Below are 19,310 nucleotides of genomic sequence, written 5' to 3'. Positions count from 1 at the left end.
TACGACGAGGGGTTGTGGTGTAACAGGTTGCTAGCCTTTTGCCAGACTACGCAACAATGCTGGCATCTTCGTCGGACGGTGGTATCTGCGGGTGTAAGCCCTCTCGTGCGAGGGGCTGCATGCAAAAAGGCCGCTGGGTTTCAGCGGCCTATGACGGGGGGGCGCAACGTCGCGCCGACGTGCTTGCAGACAGGGGTTCAGCCGCCGCCCACCGCGACCACGATTTCGATCTGGTCGCCGTCCGACAGCGCGGTCTGCGCGTGCTGGCTCTTGGGCACGATTTCGCCGTTGCGTTCGACGGCCACGCGCTTGCCGGCGTAGCCCAGCGTTTCGAGCAATTCATTGACCGTCGTGTCCAGGGGGAACTCGCGGGCGTCTCCGTTCAGGGTGATGTGCATGACAGGGCTCCTCACTGTTTTGCGTAGGCGTCGGTGGCGGCGATCAGGCGCGCCAGCGTGCCGGGTTCGTCGAAGGCATGGCCGGCGTCGGGCACCAGGTGAAAGTGCGCTTCGGGCCAGGCGCGATGCAGGTCCCACGCGGTGCGCGCGGGCGTGCAGACGTCGTAGCGGCCCTGCACGATGGTGCCGGGGATGCCGCGCAGCTTGTGCGCGTCGCGGATGAGCTGGCCTTCTTCCATGAAGCCGGCATTGAAGAAGTAATGGTTTTCGATGCGCGCGAAGGCCAGCGCGGCGCGGTCCGCGGCATGGCTTTGCTGATGGCGCGGGCTGGGCAGCAGCGTGATGGTGCTGTCTTCCCATTTGCTCCAGGCCTTGGCGGCGCGCAGTTGTTCGGCGGGGTCGTTGCCGGTCAGACGCTTGTGGTACGCGCCGACCATGTCGCCGCGTTCGGCTTCGGGAATCGGCGCCAGGTAGTCTTCCCAGCGGTCGGGGAACAGCCACGACGCGCCTTCCTGGTAGAACCACTGGATCTCGGCGCGCCGCAGGCCGAAGATGCCGCGCAGCACCAGTTCGCTGGTGTGCATGGGATGCGTTTCCGAGTAGGCCAGCGCCAGCGTCGATCCCCAGGATCCGCCGAACACCAGCCATTGCTCGGCGCCCATCACTTCGGTGCGCAGGCGCTCGATGTCGGCGACCAGGTGCCAGGTGGTGTTGTTCTCCAGGCTGGCATGGGGCAGGGAACGGCCGCACCCCCGCTGGTCGAAGAGCAGGACGTTGTAGCGTTGCGGATCGAAGAGCTGCCGGTGCACGGGCGAGCAGCCGCTGCCCGGCCCGCCATGCAGGAAGACGGCGGGCTTGCCCTTGGGGTTGCCACACATTTCCCAATAGATCTGGTGGCCGTCTCCGGTTTCCAGCATGCCTTGGCGGTAGGGTTCGATCGGCGGATAGAGCATCAGGCGACTCGCTTGAAGATCAGGTCCCAGACGCCGTGGCCCAGTCGCAGGCCGCGTGTCTCGAATTTGGTGAGGGGGCGGTAGTCGGGGCGCGGCGCGTAGCCGTCCGCGGTGTTTTTCAAGAGCGGTTCGCCGCTCAGCACGTCCAGCATCTGCACCGCGTAGTCTTCCCAGTCGGTGGCGCAGTGGATATAGCCGCCGGGAGCGATGCGGCTGGCGAGCAGCGAGATGAACGCGGGCTGGATCAGGCGGCGCTTGTGATGGCGCTTCTTGGGCCACGGATCTGGAAAGTAGATGTGCACGCCGGCCAGCGAATCCGGGGCGATCATGTCACGCACCACTTCGACGGCGTCGTGCTGGATGATGCGCAGGTTCTGGATGCTGGAGTCTTCGATGCGGCGCAGCAGCGATCCCACGCCCGCGTTGAACACTTCCACGCCCAGGAAGTTGTCGCCGGGACGGGCCAGCGCGATCTTCTCGGTGGTTTCGCCCATGCCAAAGCCGATCTCCAGCACCGTCGGGGCCTGCCGTCCGAAGGCGGCGGCCGGATCCAGGCGGCGCGGGGCGTAGGGGATGGACCACTGGCCCATCAGGCGCTCCAGCGCGGCGAGCTGGCCTTGCGTGATGTGGCCGCGGCGGTGCACGAAGCTGCGGATGTGGGTGGCGCCAGGGCTGTTGGGCGCGTGCGCGGTGCTGGCCAGCGCGGCCTGGGTTTCCGGGGAAACGGGGGCGGGCGCGGCGTCGGAAGCGGGGGGGGCGGCAGGGCTCACGCCCGGGTCCGCGGGGGTGTTCGTGGGGCTGTTCGTGGGGTTGTTCGTATTCATAGGCGGGATTGTAGTGGCAGCCTTGCCCGCGCGGCGTCGGCCATCGGCACTAAAATAGGGACGCATTTATCCCGGATCCCTGCGGCTATAGTTCCAGTCCGGTTCCCCTTGTGCCGTAGGCCATTTTCATGAACGTTGCCCGCATCGACCTCGTCACGCTCGCTCTGTTTGTTTCCGTGGCGCGCCAGGGAAGCATCTCGGCCGGCGCGCGCCAGTCGCACCTGGCGGTGGGGGCGGCGAGCAAGCGCATCTCGGACCTGGAGGCTGCGCTGGGCTCCCCCTTGTTGTACCGGAACGCCGCCGGAGTGGAACTGACCGACGCCGGCCAGACTTGCCTGGTGCACGCGCTGCGGGTGTTGCAGGAAGTGGAGCAGATGGCGGGCGCGCTGTCGGACTTTGCGCAGGGCGTGCGCGGACAGGTGCGCATCGCCGCCAACACGTCGTCGCTGACGCAGTTCCTGCCCGAGGACCTGGCAGCCTTCATGGACGAACACCCCGCGGTGCGCATCGACCTCGAAGAGCAGAACAGCAGCGACATCGTCACCGCCGTGCTGGAGAACCGCGCGGACATCGGCGTCTTCGCCGACCGCACGCTCGCAGACGGTCTCGCGACCTTCCCGTACCGCCTGGACGAACTGGTGCTGATCGTGCCGCAGCGTCATCCGCTGGCCGCCGAGCCGCAGGTCGCCTTTGCCGACACGCTGGCGTACGACTACGTCGGCCTGCCCCCCGCGACCTCGCTGGCGACCCGACTGTCCGAGGAGAGCGAGCGGATGGGCCGGGCGATGCGCCTGCGCATCCAGGTCCGCAGCTTCGACGCCATCTGCCGCATGGTGGCGGCCACGCGTGGCGTGGGCGTCCTGCCGCGCATCGCCGCCGAACCGCATGCGCGCTCCATGCCCATCCGGCTGATTCCGCTGACCGACGAGTGGGCGCGCCGCTGGCTGCTGCTGGGGGTGCGCGACGCCGAGACCCTCACCGTGGCCGCGCGCCTCTTGCTGGCGCATCTGCGCGGCGAGGGCTGAGCCGCGGGTTTGCCCGGGGTTTCTCGTTCCGGGAATGCCCCTTTCCCCGATTGTCCATTCCGCCGGGCGGCGCTTTGCGCGCACACTGCCGTCCATCATGACGGTTGGACGCGCCTGGGAGGCGATATGGCAGGGCAGATTCTTGCGGGCATTCGGGTGCTGGAGCTGGGGCAACTCATCGCGGGGCCTTTCGCGGCCAAGACCCTGGCGGACTTCGGCGCGCAGGTCATCAAGATCGAGCCGCCGGGCCAGGGCGACCCGCTGCGCAAATGGCGCCTGCTGCACGAGGGCACCTCGGTGTGGTGGGAGGCCCAGTCGCGCAACAAGCAGTCGGTCTGCGTGGACCTGCGCCAGCAGGAAGGCCAGGACATCGTGCGCCTGCTGGCGCGCGAGGCCGACGTGCTGATCGAGAACTTCCGTCCCGGCACGCTGGAGAAATGGGGCCTGTCGTGGGAAGCCCTGCACGAACTGAATCCCCGCCTCATCATGCTGCGCATCTCGGGATACGGCCAGACCGGCCCCAAGGCGCGCGAGCCGGGCTTTGCCGCCATTGGCGAGGCCATGGCGGGCCTGCGCTACCTGAACGGCGAGCCGGGCCGCGCGCCGGTGCGCGCCGGCCTGTCGCTGGGCGACACCATCGCCGGCCTGCACGGCGCGCTGGGCGTGATGCTGGCGCTGTACCAGCGCGATGCGCGCGGCGGCGTGGGACAGGTGATCGACACCGCGCTCTACGAAAGCCTGTTCAACCTCAGCGAAAGCCTGCTGCCGGAATACTCCGTGTTCGGCGCGGTGCGCGAACCCGCGGGCGCGTCGCTGCCCGGCATCGCGCCGTCCAACGCCTATCCGTGCCAGGACGGCTACGTGCTCATCGCCGGCAACGGCGACGCCATCTACACCCGCCTGATGGCGCGCATCGGCCGCGAAGACCTGGGACAGGACCCGGCGCTCGCGCATAACGACGGTCGCGCGCGGCGCGTCGACGAGATCGACGCCGCCATCGGCGCGTGGACGCAGCAACGCCGCATCGACGACGTGCTGGCCGCGATGCTGGAAGCGGGCGTGCCCGCCGGCCGCATCTACTCGGTCGCCGACATCGCCAAGGATCCGCACTACCGCGCCCGCAACGCCATCACCTCGGTGGAATCGGCGGCGGGCGTGCAGGTCGAAATGCCCGCCGTGTTCCCCTACCTGTCGTCCAATCCGGGCGCGGTGCGAGAGCGCGCGCCCACGCTGGGCGAACACACCGACACGGTACTGGCCTCAGCCGGCCTGACCGATGAACAACGCGCCGCGTTGCGCGCCAAGGGAGTGATTGCATGAACCACGGTCCCGCCCGCATCGAGATCAACGAAGTCGGCCCGCGCGACGGGCTGCAGATCGAGAAGGCCCTGGTGTCCACCGACGACAAGGTCGCCTTCGTGGACGCCTTGTCCGACTGCGGCTTTGCCCGCATCGAGGTCACCAGCTTCACCTCGCCAAAGGCGATCCCGGCCCTGGCCGACGCGGTCGACGTCATGCGCCGCATCCGCCGCCAGCCGGGCGTGATCTACACCGCGCTGGTGCCCAACGTCCGCGGGCTGGAACGCGCGCTGGAAGCGGGCACCGACGAAATGAACCTCGTCATGTCGTGCAGCGAGACGCACAACCGCGCCAACCTGCGCATGACGCGCGACCAGTCTTTTGCCGAGCTGTCGCAGGTGCTCGCTGCCGCCGCCAAGGCCGGCGCGCCCTGCAACGTGTCCCTGTCGACCGCCTTCGGCTGTCCGTTCGACGGCGACGTGCCCGCCGACACGGTGCTGGACCTGGCCGCCCGGCTGGTCGACGCCGGCGCCGCCGGCATCACGTTGTGCGACACCACCGGCATGGCGTTTCCGACGCAGGTGGCCAGCCTGTGCGAGCAGGCGGCGGCCCGCCTGCCCGGCGTTGCGCTGACCGTGCACCTGCACAACACGCGCGGCATGGCGCTGGCCAATGCCATCGCGGCCTGGCAGACCGGCATCACGCGCTTTGACGCGGCGGCTGGCGGGCTTGGCGGCTGTCCCTACGCGCCGGGCGCGAGCGGCAACGTCAACACCGAAGAGCTGGTCCACATGTTCGCCTGCATGGGCGTGGAGACGGGCGTGTCGCTGGAACCGTTGCTGGCCATCGTGCAGGGCCTGCCTGGACTGGTGCAGCGGACCTTGTCCAACGCGCTGCTGCAGGCGGGGCCGCGGCTGGCCCTGCATGCGCCGCCGGCGTGGCTGGCCGAAAGGTTTCCGGCGGACTGATCCATGGGCGTGGCTTGAACGCTTACGTCGAAATCCGCAACCGAATCATCCGCAGCGCTTGCGGCACCCGCCGCAGCCGCTGCAATACGAAGCACCCGCAGCACCCGCAGCACCTGATCCTCACCTACCGATAACAAGACCCAGGAGACAACTCATGGCCCTTACCCGCCTGCCCCATACCCTGCGCGCCAGCGCTGCCTTCGCCCTGACCGTCGCCGCCGGCGTCGCCAGCGCGCAGGCCGATTTTCCCAACCGCCCGGTCACGCTGATCGTGTCCGCCGCGCCCGGCGGCACCACCGACATCGCCGCCCGCCTCATCGCCCAGCCCCTGGGCGCGGCGCTGGGCCAGAGCGTCGTGGTCGAGAACAAGCCCGGGGCCTCCGGCGGCATCGCCGCGCAGACCGTGGCCCGCGCCAAGCCGGACGGCTACACGCTGCTGCTGCAGTATTCGGGCTTCCAGGTCATCACCCCGCACGTCACGCCCGCCGCCGGCTGGGATCCCATCAAGGACTTCGCGCCAGTCGCCAACGTGCTGTCGGCGCCGCAAGTGGTGGTCGTGCGTCCGGACCTGCCCATCAAGTCCCTGAAGGAACTGGTCGAATACGCCAAGGCCAACCCGGGCAAGCTGAACTACGCCTCGTCCGGCAACGGCTCGCTGCAGCAGGTCGCCACGGAACTCCTGAACCAGATGGCCGGTACGCAGATCACGCACATCCCGTACAAGGGCACCGGCCCCGCGCTGAACGATCTGTTGGGCGGCGCCGTCGACATGACCATCACCACCCCGCCGCCGCTCCTGGGCCAGATCGCCGCGGGCAAGCTGCGCGCGCTGGCCGTCACCGGCAACACCCGCCTGCCGTCGCTGCCCGACGTGCCCACCGCCGCCGAAGCGGGCTACCCCGACCTGATCGTGTCGTCCTGGTTCGCGATGTACGCGCCCAAGGACACGCCCGCACCCGTGGTCGACAAGATCGCCGGCGAAATCCAGAAAATCATGAAGACCGACGAGTTCCGCAAGAAGGCGGGCGAGCAGGGCGCCGAAGCGACCTTCATGGGACCGAAGGAACTGGGCGCCTACACGCAGTCCGAGCTGGACCGCTGGGGCAAGGTGGTCAAGGCGGCGAATATCACGGCGAATTGATGGCGGCGGCTTTTCCAGGGGGCGGGCTTTTCGAGCCGCCCCGGCCGAAAAAAGCCGCGCTATAATCGCGGCTCTGCCCGGCCCACGGCCGCGGCACGACACCCGAGCGGGTGTAGTTCAATGGTAGAACGGCAGCTTCCCAAGCTTCATACGAGGGTTCGATTCCCTTCACCCGCTCCACTTCGGCTTTCTCCCCATTTCCCGCGCTTCGACCGATCTCAGGCGTGTCGAGGCCGCCTCGACAGGCAACGAAGAGGCGTCCGCCAGACCTCGGGGATCTACCTCCTAATCGATAAAGCATGACGGTCCGTTTCCCGAGCTCGTGGGAAGGAGCCGCTCGTTCGCCCCTGCGCCGGGATCGCGCAATGAAGAGTGCGAGCGTCTGTCGGATTTGATTTGGCGCTGGTGGCCCTATTGACTCATGCAGCGAACTTGGCCTTGGTTGACTGAAGGTTGACTGAACACCACTTTTGCACTCAAATATGAACCAATATTGAGAACATAAAATCATATTTGAGTATATAAATGATGCCGTCTCCCAACCAAAAACGCTCCGGTGCGCAGGTGGCCATGCCACAGCCCGTCGCGCGCGCGCTGCGCCGTCTGGGGCAGGACATCTCGGCGGCGCGGCGCATGCGCCGGCTCAGCCAGGAAGACCTGGCGCAGCGCATTGGCACCTCCCTAAGCACAGTCAGGCGCATGGAAGATGGCTATCCCGGCACCGCGCTGCACACCTTCCTGCGCGCGCTGCATGTGCTGGGCCGGCTTGATGATCTGGTCAAGGTGATGACCTTGGAAAACGACGCGCTCGGTATGGAACTGGTGCGGGAGCAGTTGCCGCAGCGGGTGCGCACCTCGTCCGGTAAGAAGCGTCCGATAGTGCGTCCAGAGACTGCGGCTGGCGAAGGCGATGCGCCCGCCGATGAACTGGAGGGCTTCTGATGGCAACGACGCGGCCTACCCGGCGCCCAGATCTCGAAATCCACCTGGGGACGAGTGGCCAGGTCGTGGGTCGCCTGCACTTGGGCAGTGGCAGACGCAGTGCGTTCAGCTACGACGAAGGGTGGTTGCGGGATGCGCGGTTTTTCACGTTGTCGCCCGAGCTGTTGCCGGTGGCCGGCGTGCAGCATCCTCGGCATGTGTTTTTCCTCGCTCTGGAGGACTCCGCGCCCGACGCTTGGGGCGAACGCGTGATTCGGCGTGCCCATGCGAAGCTGCGGCAGGAAGGCCGCGACACGCCCGCATTGGCCCCCGTGGACTTCGTAATGTGGGTGGACGACGAGGCGCGCATCGGCGCGCTGCGCCTGTTCGATCCACAGGCCGGCACGTACGTCTGCGCCGGCGGAGCCAACCGTCATGTGCCGCCGCTGGTGGAACTGGACAAGGTGCTGCGCGCGACACGTGCCCTGGAGGAAGGCACGGAGAGCGAGCGGGATCTTCGCTACCTTCTCGGGCAGGGCACGTCGCTGGGCGGCGCAAGGCCCAAGTCCACGGTGCGGGATACCGATGGCCGGCTGGCCGTGGGCAAATTCCCCAGTCAGGCGGACCGGCGCGACGTGATCCGAGGCGAAGTGCTGGCCATGCAACTGGCGGGCAAGGCCGGCATCCGCGTGGCGTCGGCCCGCGTGGAAATGATCGGCGGTACGGCCGTCGCCATCATCCGGCGTTTCGACCGCAGCGACGATGGCGGCCGCATCCCTTACGTGTCGGCCGCAACCATGCTCCAGTCCGATGGCCGCGACGCAACGCATGCTTACACCGAATTGGTGGATGTGCTTCTTCAGTCGGGCGCTGATCCGATCGTCGACATCCATGAGCTGTGGCGCCGGCTGGTCTTCAATTTCGTGATCTGCAATACCGACGACCACCTGCGCAACACCGGCTTCCTGTACGACGCGCGCCTGCGCGGCTGGCGTCTGTCGCCGGCCTTCGACCTCAATCCGATGCCGGGCGACCGACGCGAGAGCAAGACATGGCTGACTGAGGACTCAGGTGTTATCGACAGCCGTGGCATGCTGATGAGCGCCGCGCGGTATTTCAGGTTGGATGAGACCCAGGCTAAGGCGATCTGGAGCGAAGTGACCCAAGCCGTGGAGGGATGGCGCGCCGTGGCCAGGGGATTGGGGATGCGCGGTACCGACCTGGTGGACTTCGAGCCGGCCTTCATCGAACCGATCACATCCTGACGGCATCGGCAGGGAACGCCGCTACGGCCGAAAATCGTTCCGGACGGTTTCGACCAACGCTGCGCATAGCCAGCGATAGCCGATGCGTTCCTGTTCCAGCCGCAGCTGTGGCCGAAAGCGATCATCACGCAAGTCGTCGTAGAGAGCGGCTTCCTCATCGACCAGTCGGGACAAGGGCAACGTATGGCGTTTGTCGAGGGGCTCCTCACCCCATTGCAGTGCATGGGCCATCAAGGTGGGGCGGTCCATGAGGAATGAAGCGGCTAGGGGAAAATACTTGCGCAGGCTGTCCAGAATGGCAAAGCCATGGGTATCGATATCTCCCCAGTAGTACAGTGAGGCGCGATGCAGCCAGTCGGCTCGGGCAAGTGCCCTCCAGCCATAGCCGGCACCGAAAACGACGATGGCACCCGAGACGGGGGGGAACGCCAGGAAGTTCACCTCGTTTTCGGTGATGAAAACCCGCCGAGCAGGCAGGTCGAGGGTGGCGAAGCTGTCCGCATCCAGGGTGATGTCGGCCAGCCCCGTGCAGCCGGGAAGTTGGAGCAACTGGGGATCGAGCAAGCGCAGGCGGATGCGAATGGGCTTGTCGAGAAAGCCGTAGCGACGGGCAAACCCCGCCATCCCGGTCGCATCGTAATCGATGGCTTCGGCCGGCAAGGTCAGGTCCAGCCACTGGCCCAGTGTGCCGCGATGCGCTTCGATGAACTTGCTGTCCACACCCGGCGCATCGACTTGTCGCAGATAGACGCCAGGACGCGGACGGGCCTGCATCCAGGCCACCACGGCCAGCAGCCGCGGCCAGTGTTCGGCTAGTGCCAAGGTCTGCAACGGTGATCTGTGCAGCCACGGCAGCAGTGCGGGTTGCGCTTCGGCAGTCTGCTGCCAGAGCGCCTGGAATCGGCGGGCATCTCCGATTTTGTCGATCATCGCCAGTGCGTCGTCCAGCGTATCGATCCAGAGCGTGTCCGGCAGGCGCTGCCGGCCTTGTACCCGGTGCACCCACTCGCGCCATTCGATGCGCACGCGTGGCATGGCGCTCATGTCGCGCACCCAGCCCCGCACGGAATCGAAGCGGTGGCTGAGGTCGGCGGCGGAAGGCGCCTTCAGCGACAGCCGCAAGGGCCAGCCCGGCGTGTCGCCGCCGACCACGGCACGCAGCAATTCGCCGCGTTGCCACAGTCGTTCGACCTGACCACAAAGGTCGGCGGGCTGGCTCCACGTCATTCGGCACCTCCCGAAGCGGCGGCCTTCTGCGCGCGGTACGCTTCGATGCTCAGGTTGCGCAGTCGCGACTCACGGCCTCCTTCGTTGTGCACGAAGCCGACGCTGGACACATACGGCTCGATTATGTGGATCTTCTGCAGCGGCGTGATGATCAGCAGTTGCAGGCTGAGCTGGCGGAACAGTTCCAGCCCGTACTGGGCCGATTCGTCCGAGCCGCGCCCGAAAGCCTCATCGATCACGACAAAGCGGAACGAGCGCGAGCGCACCGCGCCCCATTCCAGGCCGAACTGGTAGGCCAGGCTGGCGGCCAGTACGGTGTAGGCCAGCTTCTCCTTCTGCCCTCCGGATTTGCCGCCGGAATCGGAATAGTGTTCGTGTTCGGCATCGTCTTCGCGCCAGCGTTCGCTGGCGGAAAACAGGAAGCCGTTCCGCACATCGGTCACCTTCTGCATCCAGCGCCGATCGACCTCGGTCAGCCCCTCACGCCCTCGGAAGCGGTCGATGATGGCTTTGACCTGCAGGAATTTGGCCTCGGAATACTGTTCGTCTTCCGAGCCGCTCAGCGCGCCTTCGGTGCAGGCACGCAGATCCTGCAGAAAGTCGCGGATCTCCGCGTCGGGGCTGGGCTGCGCCAGCAAACGGATGTAGCGTCCCGGGTTGTAGTCGATCACCTGCAGGGATTGGTTTATAACGTCGACCCGTTCTTTGATCGTTGCTCGCTCGCGCGCGAGCTGAGCGTTGAAGTTGGCGATCTCGTTGATGGTGTTGACGTTGAGAAGTTCCTTGAAACGCGCTTCGAAGCGCGGCAGGTCGTCGCGCTGCAAATCGTTCATCAAGCGTTCGAACTCGGGCAACGCGGCCAGGCTGATGTCTATCTCTGTGGTCTCTGCCTTGAAGGCCTCCTTGAAACCGCGCATGGCGTTGATGATGCGCTCGGTCAGGCGCGAAAGACGCTTGTCTTCGGCATCTATGCGCGACTGCAAGCCATTGCGCACGTCCTGCTCGCGGTTGTCGCAGGATTCCACCGTGAGCTGGTGTTCGCCGAGGATTTCGGCGCGCCAGCCTTCAAGACATTGCAGCAACACGTCGTCCAATGCAGCTTGTCCACGGATGTCGAGAGCCTGCGCGTGCTGCGCCTGGGCCGTTTCGTGCTTGTTGCGGGTCTCTCCGCGTTTGCCTTGCGCCTCGCCAAGCTCGCCTTCGATTTCCTTCAGGCGTTCAATGACCTGCGCCTGTTGCCTTTCCAGTTCCCGCAGGGTATCGGAGGCAGCTTTGAGGCGGTTTCGCTCTTCGGTCAGCCTGGCAATCTCGCGGGCCGGCTCCTGCCAGTCGATCTCGCTGTAGCGGGTGAATACTTCTAGCTTGGCCAAGGCCTCCAGTTGTGCCTGACATTGTCCGCGCAGCTTTTGCCTGTCTGCAATGCGCGCGCCGACGTCCCCAAGTATTTTCTCCAGCCTCTCTCGTTGGTCGCGCAAGGTGCGCAGTTTGTCGGCGTTGGTCCAGCCCAGCACATAGCGGCTGCGATCGTCGATGCGCCGGCGGTCGTCCTTTTCGTGGCGTCCGCTCGGATCCTTGATCTGTCCGGCACGGGTGATGGCGCGAGCCTCGCGGCGGAACTGCTCGGTGTTGTCGCAGCAGGCCAGGTCGAAGCGGTGGTGCAGTTCGCGTTCGAGCCACTCGTAGTGTGGCGTGTCGGGCTTGATGAGCAGCTTGCGCACCAGAGATTGGGGGTGCAAAGCGGTGGCCTGTGCAGACTTGCGCGCACGCACGTGAAAGTACACCAGTCGCGCGCCCAGGTGCTGGCGTTCCACCCAATCTGCGACGCCCTTGTAGTGTGAATCGGGTACCAGCAGGGACAGGCCAAATCCATGCAGCAGGCGTTCGGCCGCACCCTCCCAGTCACGTTCGTCCTCGCGAACCTGAATCAGTTCACCAGCAAAGGGCAAGTCTTCCTCGGCGATGGACAGGGCTGCACACAAGGCGTCGCGGATGCGTACCTGAGCCGCATCGATATTGCTCTTGCGACGCGTAAGGCTGTCGATCTCGTCGCTTAGCGCTTTGTGTTCTTCCTGACCCCGCCGTAGCGCATAGCCGTCTTCATTGATCTGTGTGTCGTGGTCCGCAATGCTTGTGCGCAGCGCTTCGGCGTGTTCTCCGATGGTGTCTCGTTGTGCCATGAAAGCAGCTTCGTCTCCCGGCGCGGCTTCGCCAATGCGCGTCAATAGCAGGGTATACGCGTCCGCTTTCTCCTGCCGTTGCTGTTTCTCGGCTTCCTGTTGCTGAATGGCGGCTGCGAGTTGTTGTAGCCGGTCACCGCCGTTCTCGCGCAGTGCGCTTTCGAGCTTCCCCTGCTCGATTCGGGCGTTGTCCCGTTGTTCTCCCAATTGCTTGATGCGGCCTTCCCAGCGCGTCGCATCCTGAGTCAGCAATTCCAGGCGCCGTTCCAACAATGTGGCCTTCAAACCGGCGAAGTAGGGGCGCAGCGCGTCGCGTCCTTCGCGCAGATCCTGGATCTCGGCGGCTATTTCTCCATGGCGACGGCCATCGTCCACCAGTGGGGTCAACAACTCGATCTGGCGCTTGGCCTTGAGCACTGACTGGTGGGCGCGGTCGAGGTCATCGAAATGGCTAAGCAGCGCCTCGATGCGACTGCCCACATTGAACGGCTCGAGCATGTGGCTGCGCACAAAATCCGTCAAGTTGCCGACCGACTTCATTGAAACCGTCTGATGGAACACTTCCAGCGCTTGCTCGTGCTCAATGCCGAAACGGCGGCGGAACCAGGCGCCGTAAGGAGGGAAGCTTTCGTTGAGTTCGCTGCCCATCGCGCGCAACTTCTTGCGCAGGCCGTTGAGGTCGCTGCCGAATCCGGAGAAGTGCTCGGTGATGGACAGTTCCCGCTCTACCGCCACGAACAAGCGCACAGGCTGGCTCTGTGGTTCGCGAAACCAGAAGACTTGCGCCAGCGTGACCGCCTGGTCGTAGCCTTCGTTGCGGAACACACCCAAGATGACGCTGTAGCTGGTGGTATCGCGTAACGCCACCGGGCGGGCGCTGCCGGTCGTTTCGTTACGCTCGCTTTTGTAGTGGCCCAACACGTAGGACCGCAGTGATCGCTCGCGCGTCTCGGCGCCCGCAGCCTTGTTGTAGGCGATGCGTTGCGCCGGCACGAGCAGCGTAGTGACGGCATCGACCAGGGTGGATTTGCCCGAGCCGATGTCGCCCGTCAGCAGGCCGTTGCGTCCATCGAGTTCATAGCGCCAGACGCGCCGGTCGAATGTGCCCCAGTTCAGGACTTCCAGCCGCTGCAGACGAAAGCCGACACGGCTGTCGTCTGCCACGAAATCAAGCTCTTGCAGTGAGGGGGTATTCATCAGTGGGCTTCCTTGTCGCGATCGGAACCTGACAATACAGAGCGGTAGCCTTCCAGGCGCGCATCGAAGTCGGCCAGCCACTGTGCATCGACGAACGCCTTGAGAATGCGCCGCACCTCGTAGCGAGGTGCCTGCTGAGCTGCGCCGGCAGCGGACTTGAGCTTGCGTAGATAGCCTAGTTCCACGACCTTCGTGATGGTCGAGTCGACCTGATCGATCAGGCGAGTTTCGTTGGTGCCGTCGGGCAGAAACACGCGCATCAATTCGGCAATCTCTTCGGCCGAAAGTACTAGCCGGGTATCGCCGCCGCTGGCGTCGGATTCGGCCATACGCTTACGCAGCAAGGCCAGCATCAGGCTGACCGGGTATGACAATGGTCGTCGCGCGATCAGGCGTGGCGGGCGGGGTGTGACTTCCGCGTGCTCCGGCTCTGGCTGGCTTTTGAGGAAGGCGTACCCCTCGGCTTCGTCCAGGATCAGATCCAGCAACAACACCGCCGCCTGTTCCCGTACCCGCGCTTGCAGGTTCTGCAGGCTGGCCCACAGGCGCTCGTCATCCTGACGGTACAAGACGCCTTTGAGTAAATGCACCATCAATTGCGAGAGCTCCGGTATAACGGGCGGGCTCGACTCGGTTCCGCCTTCGGGACCATTCTGGTGGATATCGTTCATGATTCTCTGCTATATCCTTCGCAGCTTTCATTCAACGCGTAAAAATCACGCGGGGCATTCGCGCCCGCCGTCGTACCGTCGAGCCATCCCTGTCCAGCATGGCCCATTCGATGATCTCCCGTACATCGTCATCAACAGTGGCCTTGAGGCCTTCTAGCCCGCGGTTGCCAGCATGGGCCAGTTCCAGCCAGGTCACAAGTTCGGCCAACCCCTGTTGCAGCGGCTGCGTTTCAAGCAACGCACGCAAGCTGATCTGCGACTGCTGGCGCAATGCCTGCCTTAGGGCCTGACGCAGTCGAGCCTTGTCCACGACATGCTGGCCGAACAAGCGTGTGATGTCGATGTCGTCGTCACCGTCCTCAAGGACCAGTTCCGCCAGGCGTGGCTTGGCATGAAGAGCGAACAGAGGGCGCTCCTGTGGCAAGGCAATGTCAGCGCCCATCTCGTTGAGGCACATCACGTCGCTGGCCGGGGGCATGTCGCGCAAAGAAAGTGCCTTGGTCTCGATGGCGCGCAACACTTCGAGGATGCGACGGTTCTCCTGGAAAGCCCGGTCATCCAGGTAGCGGCGCAGTTGTTGCGACAACAGGGCTATCGTGCGTTGGGTATGTTCGCCCGCTTCCAGCCAGTCGTGATGCACCCTGCGGGTGCGCGGCTCCGGCTTGAGCGCAGCCACGGCGGGCAGCCCCAGGATCTGGTCGAGCCGTACGGACAGTTCTTCCTGGCGCCGGCTGGACATCAGGAAATCCCAGAACGCACGGAAGCTGCGCCCTTGGTCCGAATCCCCGATGGCGTCGCGCTCGCCCATGACGTTGTCGAGCAAGGCCCCTTTGCTGCCATCCCACAACGCGATCTTCTCGCGAACGCTGCGGTCCAGCTGGCGAAAGTTGTGTTCCACCTGGCGGAAGTCGCTCAGCAACTCGCGCGCCAGTTGCTGGAATTGAAGGAAGCGATCCTTGATGGCCGTGTCATCCATAAGCGGCACGTCGCCGGACAGTACACGGCCAATTTCCGCATCGATCTCGTCGCGCTTGCGCCGCAGTTCCTCCAGACGCTTGGCTGGGTCGGTCTCGCTTCCAGCGCCGATCTGCTCCAGCAGTGCAAACAAAGTCAGCAAGCGCGATTCGGTGCCGACGAAAGGCCGTTCGGTCAGCGATGCCAGCCAGGAAATGGCTTTTTCCGTGGCGGGGGTGAGATCGAACTGAGCTTCATCGGTGCCCGGTTTGTAGAATTTTCGCAGCCAGCCCTTGTCGGGCGCGCACCAGTCATTCAGGTACTCGGTTGCGGCTTTTGGATACACCTCGGCACCGATCTGTTCGCGCAGGGCAAACAACTCGTCTTCCAGCATCTCGGCCAGATCCGCTTCACTCGCCACCCGCACGTTCGGTGCGACGAACATGCGATACAGGAAACTTGCTACCAACGGCGCATGTGGCGAGGCCAGCAATCGCCATGCAGGATGCCGATCGCGGTATGTAGTGAGTGTGAGGTGGTCGAGTGCCATGATGGGCTACCTATTCGGACCGTTCGTTGTGAACGAGGTCTCGATCCGAACGCGCGGACCGAGCGCGCTGGGCATGTGAGGATCTTTCCATCGCCCAAAAGGTGTTTCTTGATTTCGTTGATCTTATACATCAAACGACGAAATGAATTTTTCCTGCCTGGAGTGCGCAAGTCCTCCCGGCTATTGCTCCCTCTACGCCCTCTCATCCAAATATTTCCATCGAACGAAATCGAAAAATCATCGGCGAGCGCCGTGATTGAGATTCGCCGTGATCTCCGTCAACTGGCAGCCAGCGGCATCCACAGACGACCCGTGCTCTCTGGTAAAACGTCGTCGCAAAACAATGTGGAGAGCTTCTGTCTCCTCTCATTTGGGAAAGCCCGGGGCTGAAAGGGATTCCAGTCACCGGCTTGCCATTCATGTTGCGATTCAGTGCCATTTCCTGGCGCTATCCGCAAGGGATCATCCGTCGACTTCGCTGCTTGGGAGAGCCATCCATGCTGTGCCATTGTTCATTCTTTCCTTTTGGCGCGCCGACATGACCGAGGCGTCCATCGCGCTTCTGGAACGCCTGCGTGCCGACGGCGTCATACGTCCCGACCAGCACGCCGCTGCGCTTGAGCGGCGGGGCGTCGTGCCCACGGAGTCCTGGGCCACGCTGGGAGAGGCGCTGCTGTGGCTGGTGGACGAAGGTATCGTGTCCGATGTAGATCTGGACGACATGGGCGAGATGGCCGTGACCGAGGCCGCATTCGCCAGCAACGCCACACGCCGGCAGGCCCTGGACGAAATGTATGCGCTGAGGGAGCGCAAGCTTGAAGACCGCATACGGCAGGCGCGGCAAGCGGCCTTCAAGGACGCGTTCCCTGGACCAAGATGGGCCTGGCTGGGTGGCGGCGCCGTGGCGGTGGTGTCGGCCGCGTGGTTTGTACTGGCGCCAGCGTCGCCGCCGCAGTGCGGGGATGCCGGTGTGCAGAGAACCTTGCGGACCAGCATGTTTTCCACGAGCGTCCAGCATATGGCCAGAAGGGCTTCGGGTGGCGGGCCGACCCCCTCGGACCTGCTTCTGGCCACGTTCACGAACGTCAAGGAGGTCGGCTACATCAAGGCCGAGCGGTCACGCGGGTGTAGCGCCACACTGAAGGTCGGCGACATCGCCGCGCCGGTCGCTTACATCATCGGGCCGAACGACAAGGGCGACATGATGGTCTCCGGTGCGAATCCGCGCGTGGTGAGCGTGCGTTATGGTCAGTACGGTCCTGCCGGCAAGTCGCAGGACGTGGGCCGGCCCGCCGGCGCGACGCAATTGATCGCCGCATTCGAGCGCAGCGTAGCAGCTTTCGACGAGCGGACACAGAACGCGGCGAGCCGGGAGGCGTTCGATCGCCAGCGCAAGCGCATGGGCCAGTCCCCCGACACCGATACGCGCAGCGTACGCAATATCACGCCATTGGGCGACTGCAAGGAGCTTGGCCCGGATCGATGGTCATGCCGCCTGCAGGCCGAGTTCCGCGATCGCCTGATGTCGGCCATCGGCAAATCCGACTGGGTGGTGATAGAGGGAGACTTCGATTTCGTGCGGAAAGGAACTGCCTGGATGATGGACGATAACTTCGCGCGGCAGTACACGGATGCCATCGTTCGGGGCCGTGTCGCGCAAATGAAAGGGGATGAGGCGGCGGCCAAGCTGGAAGAGATCCAGCGTCAGCGGCCGGGCGTTGCCCAGGGCAGGGGCAGCGTCAATTAGCGGTCGGTCAGCGTCGGATGATATTGCCGGCGTACGGCGCTGCCGCTCGCATCCACACTCTCCTACTGACTCGGGTCCTCGGCCAGAAACCCCCCACTCTGATGCCGCCACAGCCGCGCATACACCCCATTCAAGGCCAGCAGTTCCGCGTGGCTGCCCTGTTCGATGATGCGCCCCTGGTCCATCACGATCAGCCGGTCCATCGCCGCGATGGTCGACAGCCGGTGCGCAATCGCAATGACCGTCTTGCCTTGCATGACCTCGTCCAGGCTTTCCTGGATGGCGGCTTCGACTTCGGAATCGAGCGCGCTGGTGGCTTCGTCCAGCAGCAGGATGGGCGCGTTCTTGAGCATGACGCGGGCGATGGCGATGCGTTGGCGCTGGCCGCCGGAAAGCTTGACGCCGCGTTCGCCGACCAGCGTGTCGTAGCCCTTGTTGCCATGGGAGTCGCTGAGCTGTTCGATGAATTCGTCGGCCTGTGCGCGGGCCGCGGCGGCGCGGACCTCCGCCGGGTCCGCGTCGGGACGGCCATAGGCGATGTTGTCGCAGATGGACCGGTGCAGCAGCGAGGTGTCCTGCGTCACCATGCCGATGGCGCTGCGCAGGCTGTCCTGGGTGACCCGGGAGATGTCCTGGCCGTCGATGCGGATCACGCCGCGGTCGACGTCGTAAAAGCGCAGCAGCAGGTTGATCAGCGTGGACTTGCCCGCGCCGGAGCGGCCGACCAGGCCAATTTTCTCGCCGGGCCGCACCGTGAGGCTCAGGCCGTCCAGGACCTGGCGTTCGTTGTTGTAGTTGAAGAAGACATTGTCGAATTCGACTTCGCCGCGGGTGACGCGCAGCGCAACCGCGTCGGGCGCGTCCTGTACTTTCGGCGGATGGGTCAGCGTGCCGATGCCGTCCTGCACGGTGCCGATGTTCTCGAAGAGCGACGTCATCTGCCACATGATCCAGTGCGACATGCCGTTGACGCGCAACGCCATGGCGGCGACGGCGGCGACGGCCCCGGTGCCGATCTCGCTGCCGTGCCACAGCCAGAGCGCGTAGCCGCCGGCCGAGGCGATCAGCGCGGTGGCCAGGATCTGGTTGAAGATCTCGAACTGGCTGACCAGGCGCATCTGCCGGTAGCCGGTTTCCTTGAAGTCCTCCATGGCCGCGCGCGCGAAGCGGGCTTCGCGGTTGGTGTGCGAGAACAGTTTGACGGTGGTGATGTTGGTGTAGGCGTCGGTGACGCGCCCGGTCATGGATGAACGCGCGTGCGCCTGGTCCTTGCCGACCTTGCCCAGGCGCGGCACGAAATACATCATGGTCAGTCCGTAGAGCGCCATCCAGGCGATGAAGGGCAGCATCAGGCGCAGATCGAATCCGCCCGCCAGCGCCACGATGGCAAAGAAGTAGACGGCGATGCCCAGCACGATTTCGCAGAAGGTGAGCAGCACTTCGCGCACGGCCAGCGCGGTCTGCATGACCTTGGTGGTGACGCGGCCCGCGAATTCGTCGGAGAAGAAGGACAGGCTCTGCCGCAGCATCATGCGGTGGAAGTCCCAGCGCAGGCGCAGCGGCAGGTTGATGGCGAGGACCTGGTGCTGGACCAGGGTGCGCAGCGCGACCACGCCGACGCTGGCGCACAGCACGAGGGCGATGCCCCACAGGACGCGCCGCTCGTGCGCCGACGCGGGCTCGCCGGCGTGCCAGGCGGTCAGCATGTCGACGACCTGGCCCAGGAAGGCGAACAGCCACGCTTCATAGATGGAGACCGCCGCGCTCAGGACCGCCAGCGCGGCGATGTAGCGGCGCGATCCGTGCGTGCAGAACCAGAGGAACGCGAAGAAGCCCTTGGGGGGCGGCGGCACGTTCTCGGAGGGGAACGGGTTGAGCTGGCTTTCAAATCTGCGGAACAAGGCAGAGACTCCAAAATCTGGGGTAGTGCGGGGCAGCTGGACGGCGCCGGGGCCGAGGGCGAGCGCCGGGGGCGCGGTGCGTCAGCGATACC

Annotated in this window: 15 protein-coding genes and 1 tRNA gene; 8 read left to right on the top strand and 8 right to left on the bottom strand. The window is 65.0% G+C overall.

Annotation, left to right across the window (positions count from 1 at the left end; all coding sequences use genetic code 11):
* Positions 1–197: 197 nt before the first annotated feature.
* Genes thiS through trmB form a run of 3 tightly spaced genes read right to left on the bottom strand, consistent with a single transcriptional unit; the run spans position 198 to position 2,175 of the window.
* Positions 198–398, bottom strand: coding sequence for a sulfur carrier protein ThiS (gene thiS / locus BXA00_RS06155; RefSeq protein ID WP_056559414.1), 201 nt, complete (start codon positions 396–398; stop codon positions 198–200).
* Positions 399–409: 11 nt separating this feature from the next.
* Entirely contained in the window at positions 410–1,351 is a 942-nt protein-coding gene (gene pip / locus BXA00_RS06150) for a prolyl aminopeptidase (protein ID WP_076517130.1), read from the bottom strand.
* Positions 1,351–2,175 (bottom strand): tRNA (guanosine(46)-N7)-methyltransferase TrmB, encoded by an 825-nt coding sequence (gene trmB, locus BXA00_RS06145; RefSeq protein ID WP_076517128.1) that lies wholly within the window; start codon positions 2,173–2,175, stop codon positions 1,351–1,353. The genes pip and trmB overlap by 1 nt, the downstream gene beginning before the upstream one ends.
* 128 nt (positions 2,176–2,303) lie before the next feature.
* Between trmB and BXA00_RS06140 the strand changes: the two genes are divergently transcribed.
* The 7 genes from BXA00_RS06140 to BXA00_RS06110 all read left to right on the top strand — a co-directional run bounded on the left by BXA00_RS06140 (position 2,304) and on the right by BXA00_RS06110 (position 8,794).
* The gene (locus tag BXA00_RS06140) at positions 2,304–3,200 is read left to right on the top strand and encodes a LysR substrate-binding domain-containing protein (RefSeq protein WP_076517126.1); all 897 of its coding nucleotides are present in this window, start codon (positions 2,304–2,306) and stop codon (positions 3,198–3,200) included.
* A 126-nt stretch (positions 3,201–3,326) separates the two neighbouring features.
* Positions 3,327–4,520 (top strand): CaiB/BaiF CoA-transferase family protein, encoded by a 1,194-nt coding sequence (locus BXA00_RS06135; protein WP_076517124.1) that lies wholly within the window; start codon positions 3,327–3,329, stop codon positions 4,518–4,520.
* On the top strand, positions 4,517–5,467 hold the full coding sequence (locus tag BXA00_RS06130) for a hydroxymethylglutaryl-CoA lyase (protein ID WP_076517122.1): 951 nt from the start codon (positions 4,517–4,519) through the stop codon (positions 5,465–5,467). Before BXA00_RS06135 ends, BXA00_RS06130 begins: the two co-directional genes overlap by 4 nt.
* A gap of 154 nt (positions 5,468–5,621) precedes the next feature.
* Positions 5,622–6,608, top strand: coding sequence for a tripartite tricarboxylate transporter substrate binding protein (locus BXA00_RS06125; RefSeq protein ID WP_076517120.1), 987 nt, complete (start codon positions 5,622–5,624; stop codon positions 6,606–6,608).
* 106 nt (positions 6,609–6,714) lie between these two features.
* Positions 6,715–6,788 (top strand) — tRNA-Gly (locus BXA00_RS06120).
* Positions 6,789–7,136: 348 nt separating this feature from the next.
* The gene (locus BXA00_RS06115; protein ID WP_076521819.1) at positions 7,137–7,550 is read left to right on the top strand and encodes a helix-turn-helix domain-containing protein; all 414 of its coding nucleotides are present in this window, start codon (positions 7,137–7,139) and stop codon (positions 7,548–7,550) included.
* Positions 7,550–8,794, top strand: coding sequence for a type II toxin-antitoxin system HipA family toxin (locus BXA00_RS06110; RefSeq protein WP_076517118.1), 1,245 nt, complete (start codon positions 7,550–7,552; stop codon positions 8,792–8,794). The genes BXA00_RS06115 and BXA00_RS06110 overlap by 1 nt, the downstream gene beginning before the upstream one ends.
* A gap of 21 nt (positions 8,795–8,815) precedes the next feature.
* Here BXA00_RS06110 and BXA00_RS06105 read toward each other — a convergent pair whose 3' ends face one another.
* The 4 genes from BXA00_RS06105 to BXA00_RS06090 are packed head-to-tail and all read right to left on the bottom strand — an operon-like array spanning position 8,816 to position 15,570.
* Entirely contained in the window at positions 8,816–10,021 is a 1,206-nt protein-coding gene (locus BXA00_RS06105; protein WP_076517116.1) for a Wadjet anti-phage system protein JetD domain-containing protein, read from the bottom strand.
* Positions 10,018–13,395, bottom strand: a complete 3,378-nt coding sequence (locus BXA00_RS06100; protein WP_076517115.1) for an ATP-binding protein — start codon at positions 13,393–13,395, stop codon at positions 10,018–10,020. The genes BXA00_RS06105 and BXA00_RS06100 overlap by 4 nt, the downstream gene beginning before the upstream one ends.
* Positions 13,395–14,066, bottom strand: a complete 672-nt coding sequence (locus BXA00_RS06095; RefSeq protein WP_076517113.1) for a DUF4194 domain-containing protein — start codon at positions 14,064–14,066, stop codon at positions 13,395–13,397. The genes BXA00_RS06100 and BXA00_RS06095 overlap by 1 nt, the downstream gene beginning before the upstream one ends.
* Before the next feature lie 31 nt (positions 14,067–14,097).
* Entirely contained in the window at positions 14,098–15,570 is a 1,473-nt protein-coding gene (locus BXA00_RS06090) for a DUF3375 domain-containing protein (RefSeq protein ID WP_076517111.1), read from the bottom strand.
* A gap of 538 nt (positions 15,571–16,108) precedes the next feature.
* Here BXA00_RS06090 and BXA00_RS06085 point away from each other — a divergent pair.
* Positions 16,109–17,317, top strand: a complete 1,209-nt coding sequence (locus tag BXA00_RS06085) for a hypothetical protein (protein WP_156902757.1) — start codon at positions 16,109–16,111, stop codon at positions 17,315–17,317.
* A 62-nt stretch (positions 17,318–17,379) separates the two neighbouring features.
* Here BXA00_RS06085 and BXA00_RS06080 read toward each other — a convergent pair whose 3' ends face one another.
* Positions 17,380–19,218 carry an ABC transporter ATP-binding protein gene (locus BXA00_RS06080; RefSeq protein ID WP_076517107.1) on the bottom strand — a complete coding sequence of 613 codons (1,839 nt, stop codon included), beginning with the start codon at positions 19,216–19,218 and terminating at the stop codon, positions 17,380–17,382.
* Positions 19,219–19,310 lie beyond the last annotated feature (92 nt).

Origin of the sequence: Achromobacter sp. MFA1 R4, assembly GCF_900156745.1 — a bacterium.
In the GTDB taxonomy this organism is placed as follows: domain Bacteria; phylum Pseudomonadota; class Gammaproteobacteria; order Burkholderiales; family Burkholderiaceae_B; genus Achromobacter.
Note: the sequence above shows the minus strand (reverse complement) of the source record. Positions and strands in the feature narration are given on the sequence as shown.

Coding starts and splice junctions, on each gene's coding strand:
- thiS (WP_056559414.1), bottom strand. CDS start 398: ATGCACATCACCCTGAACGGAGACGCCCGCGAGTTCCCCCTGGACACG.
- pip (WP_076517130.1), bottom strand. CDS start 1,351: ATGCTCTATCCGCCGATCGAACCCTACCGCCAAGGCATGCTGGAAACC.
- trmB (WP_076517128.1), bottom strand. CDS start 2,175: ATGAATACGAACAACCCCACGAACAGCCCCACGAACACCCCCGCGGAC.
- BXA00_RS06140 (WP_076517126.1), top strand. CDS start 2,304: ATGAACGTTGCCCGCATCGACCTCGTCACGCTCGCTCTGTTTGTTTCC.
- BXA00_RS06135 (WP_076517124.1), top strand. CDS start 3,327: ATGGCAGGGCAGATTCTTGCGGGCATTCGGGTGCTGGAGCTGGGGCAA.
- BXA00_RS06130 (WP_076517122.1), top strand. CDS start 4,517: ATGAACCACGGTCCCGCCCGCATCGAGATCAACGAAGTCGGCCCGCGC.
- BXA00_RS06125 (WP_076517120.1), top strand. CDS start 5,622: ATGGCCCTTACCCGCCTGCCCCATACCCTGCGCGCCAGCGCTGCCTTC.
- BXA00_RS06115 (WP_076521819.1), top strand. CDS start 7,137: ATGCCGTCTCCCAACCAAAAACGCTCCGGTGCGCAGGTGGCCATGCCA.
- BXA00_RS06110 (WP_076517118.1), top strand. CDS start 7,550: ATGGCAACGACGCGGCCTACCCGGCGCCCAGATCTCGAAATCCACCTG.
- BXA00_RS06105 (WP_076517116.1), bottom strand. CDS start 10,021: ATGACGTGGAGCCAGCCCGCCGACCTTTGTGGTCAGGTCGAACGACTG.
- BXA00_RS06100 (WP_076517115.1), bottom strand. CDS start 13,395: ATGAATACCCCCTCACTGCAAGAGCTTGATTTCGTGGCAGACGACAGC.
- BXA00_RS06095 (WP_076517113.1), bottom strand. CDS start 14,066: ATGAACGATATCCACCAGAATGGTCCCGAAGGCGGAACCGAGTCGAGC.
- BXA00_RS06090 (WP_076517111.1), bottom strand. CDS start 15,570: ATGGCACTCGACCACCTCACACTCACTACATACCGCGATCGGCATCCT.
- BXA00_RS06085 (WP_156902757.1), top strand. CDS start 16,109: ATGACCGAGGCGTCCATCGCGCTTCTGGAACGCCTGCGTGCCGACGGC.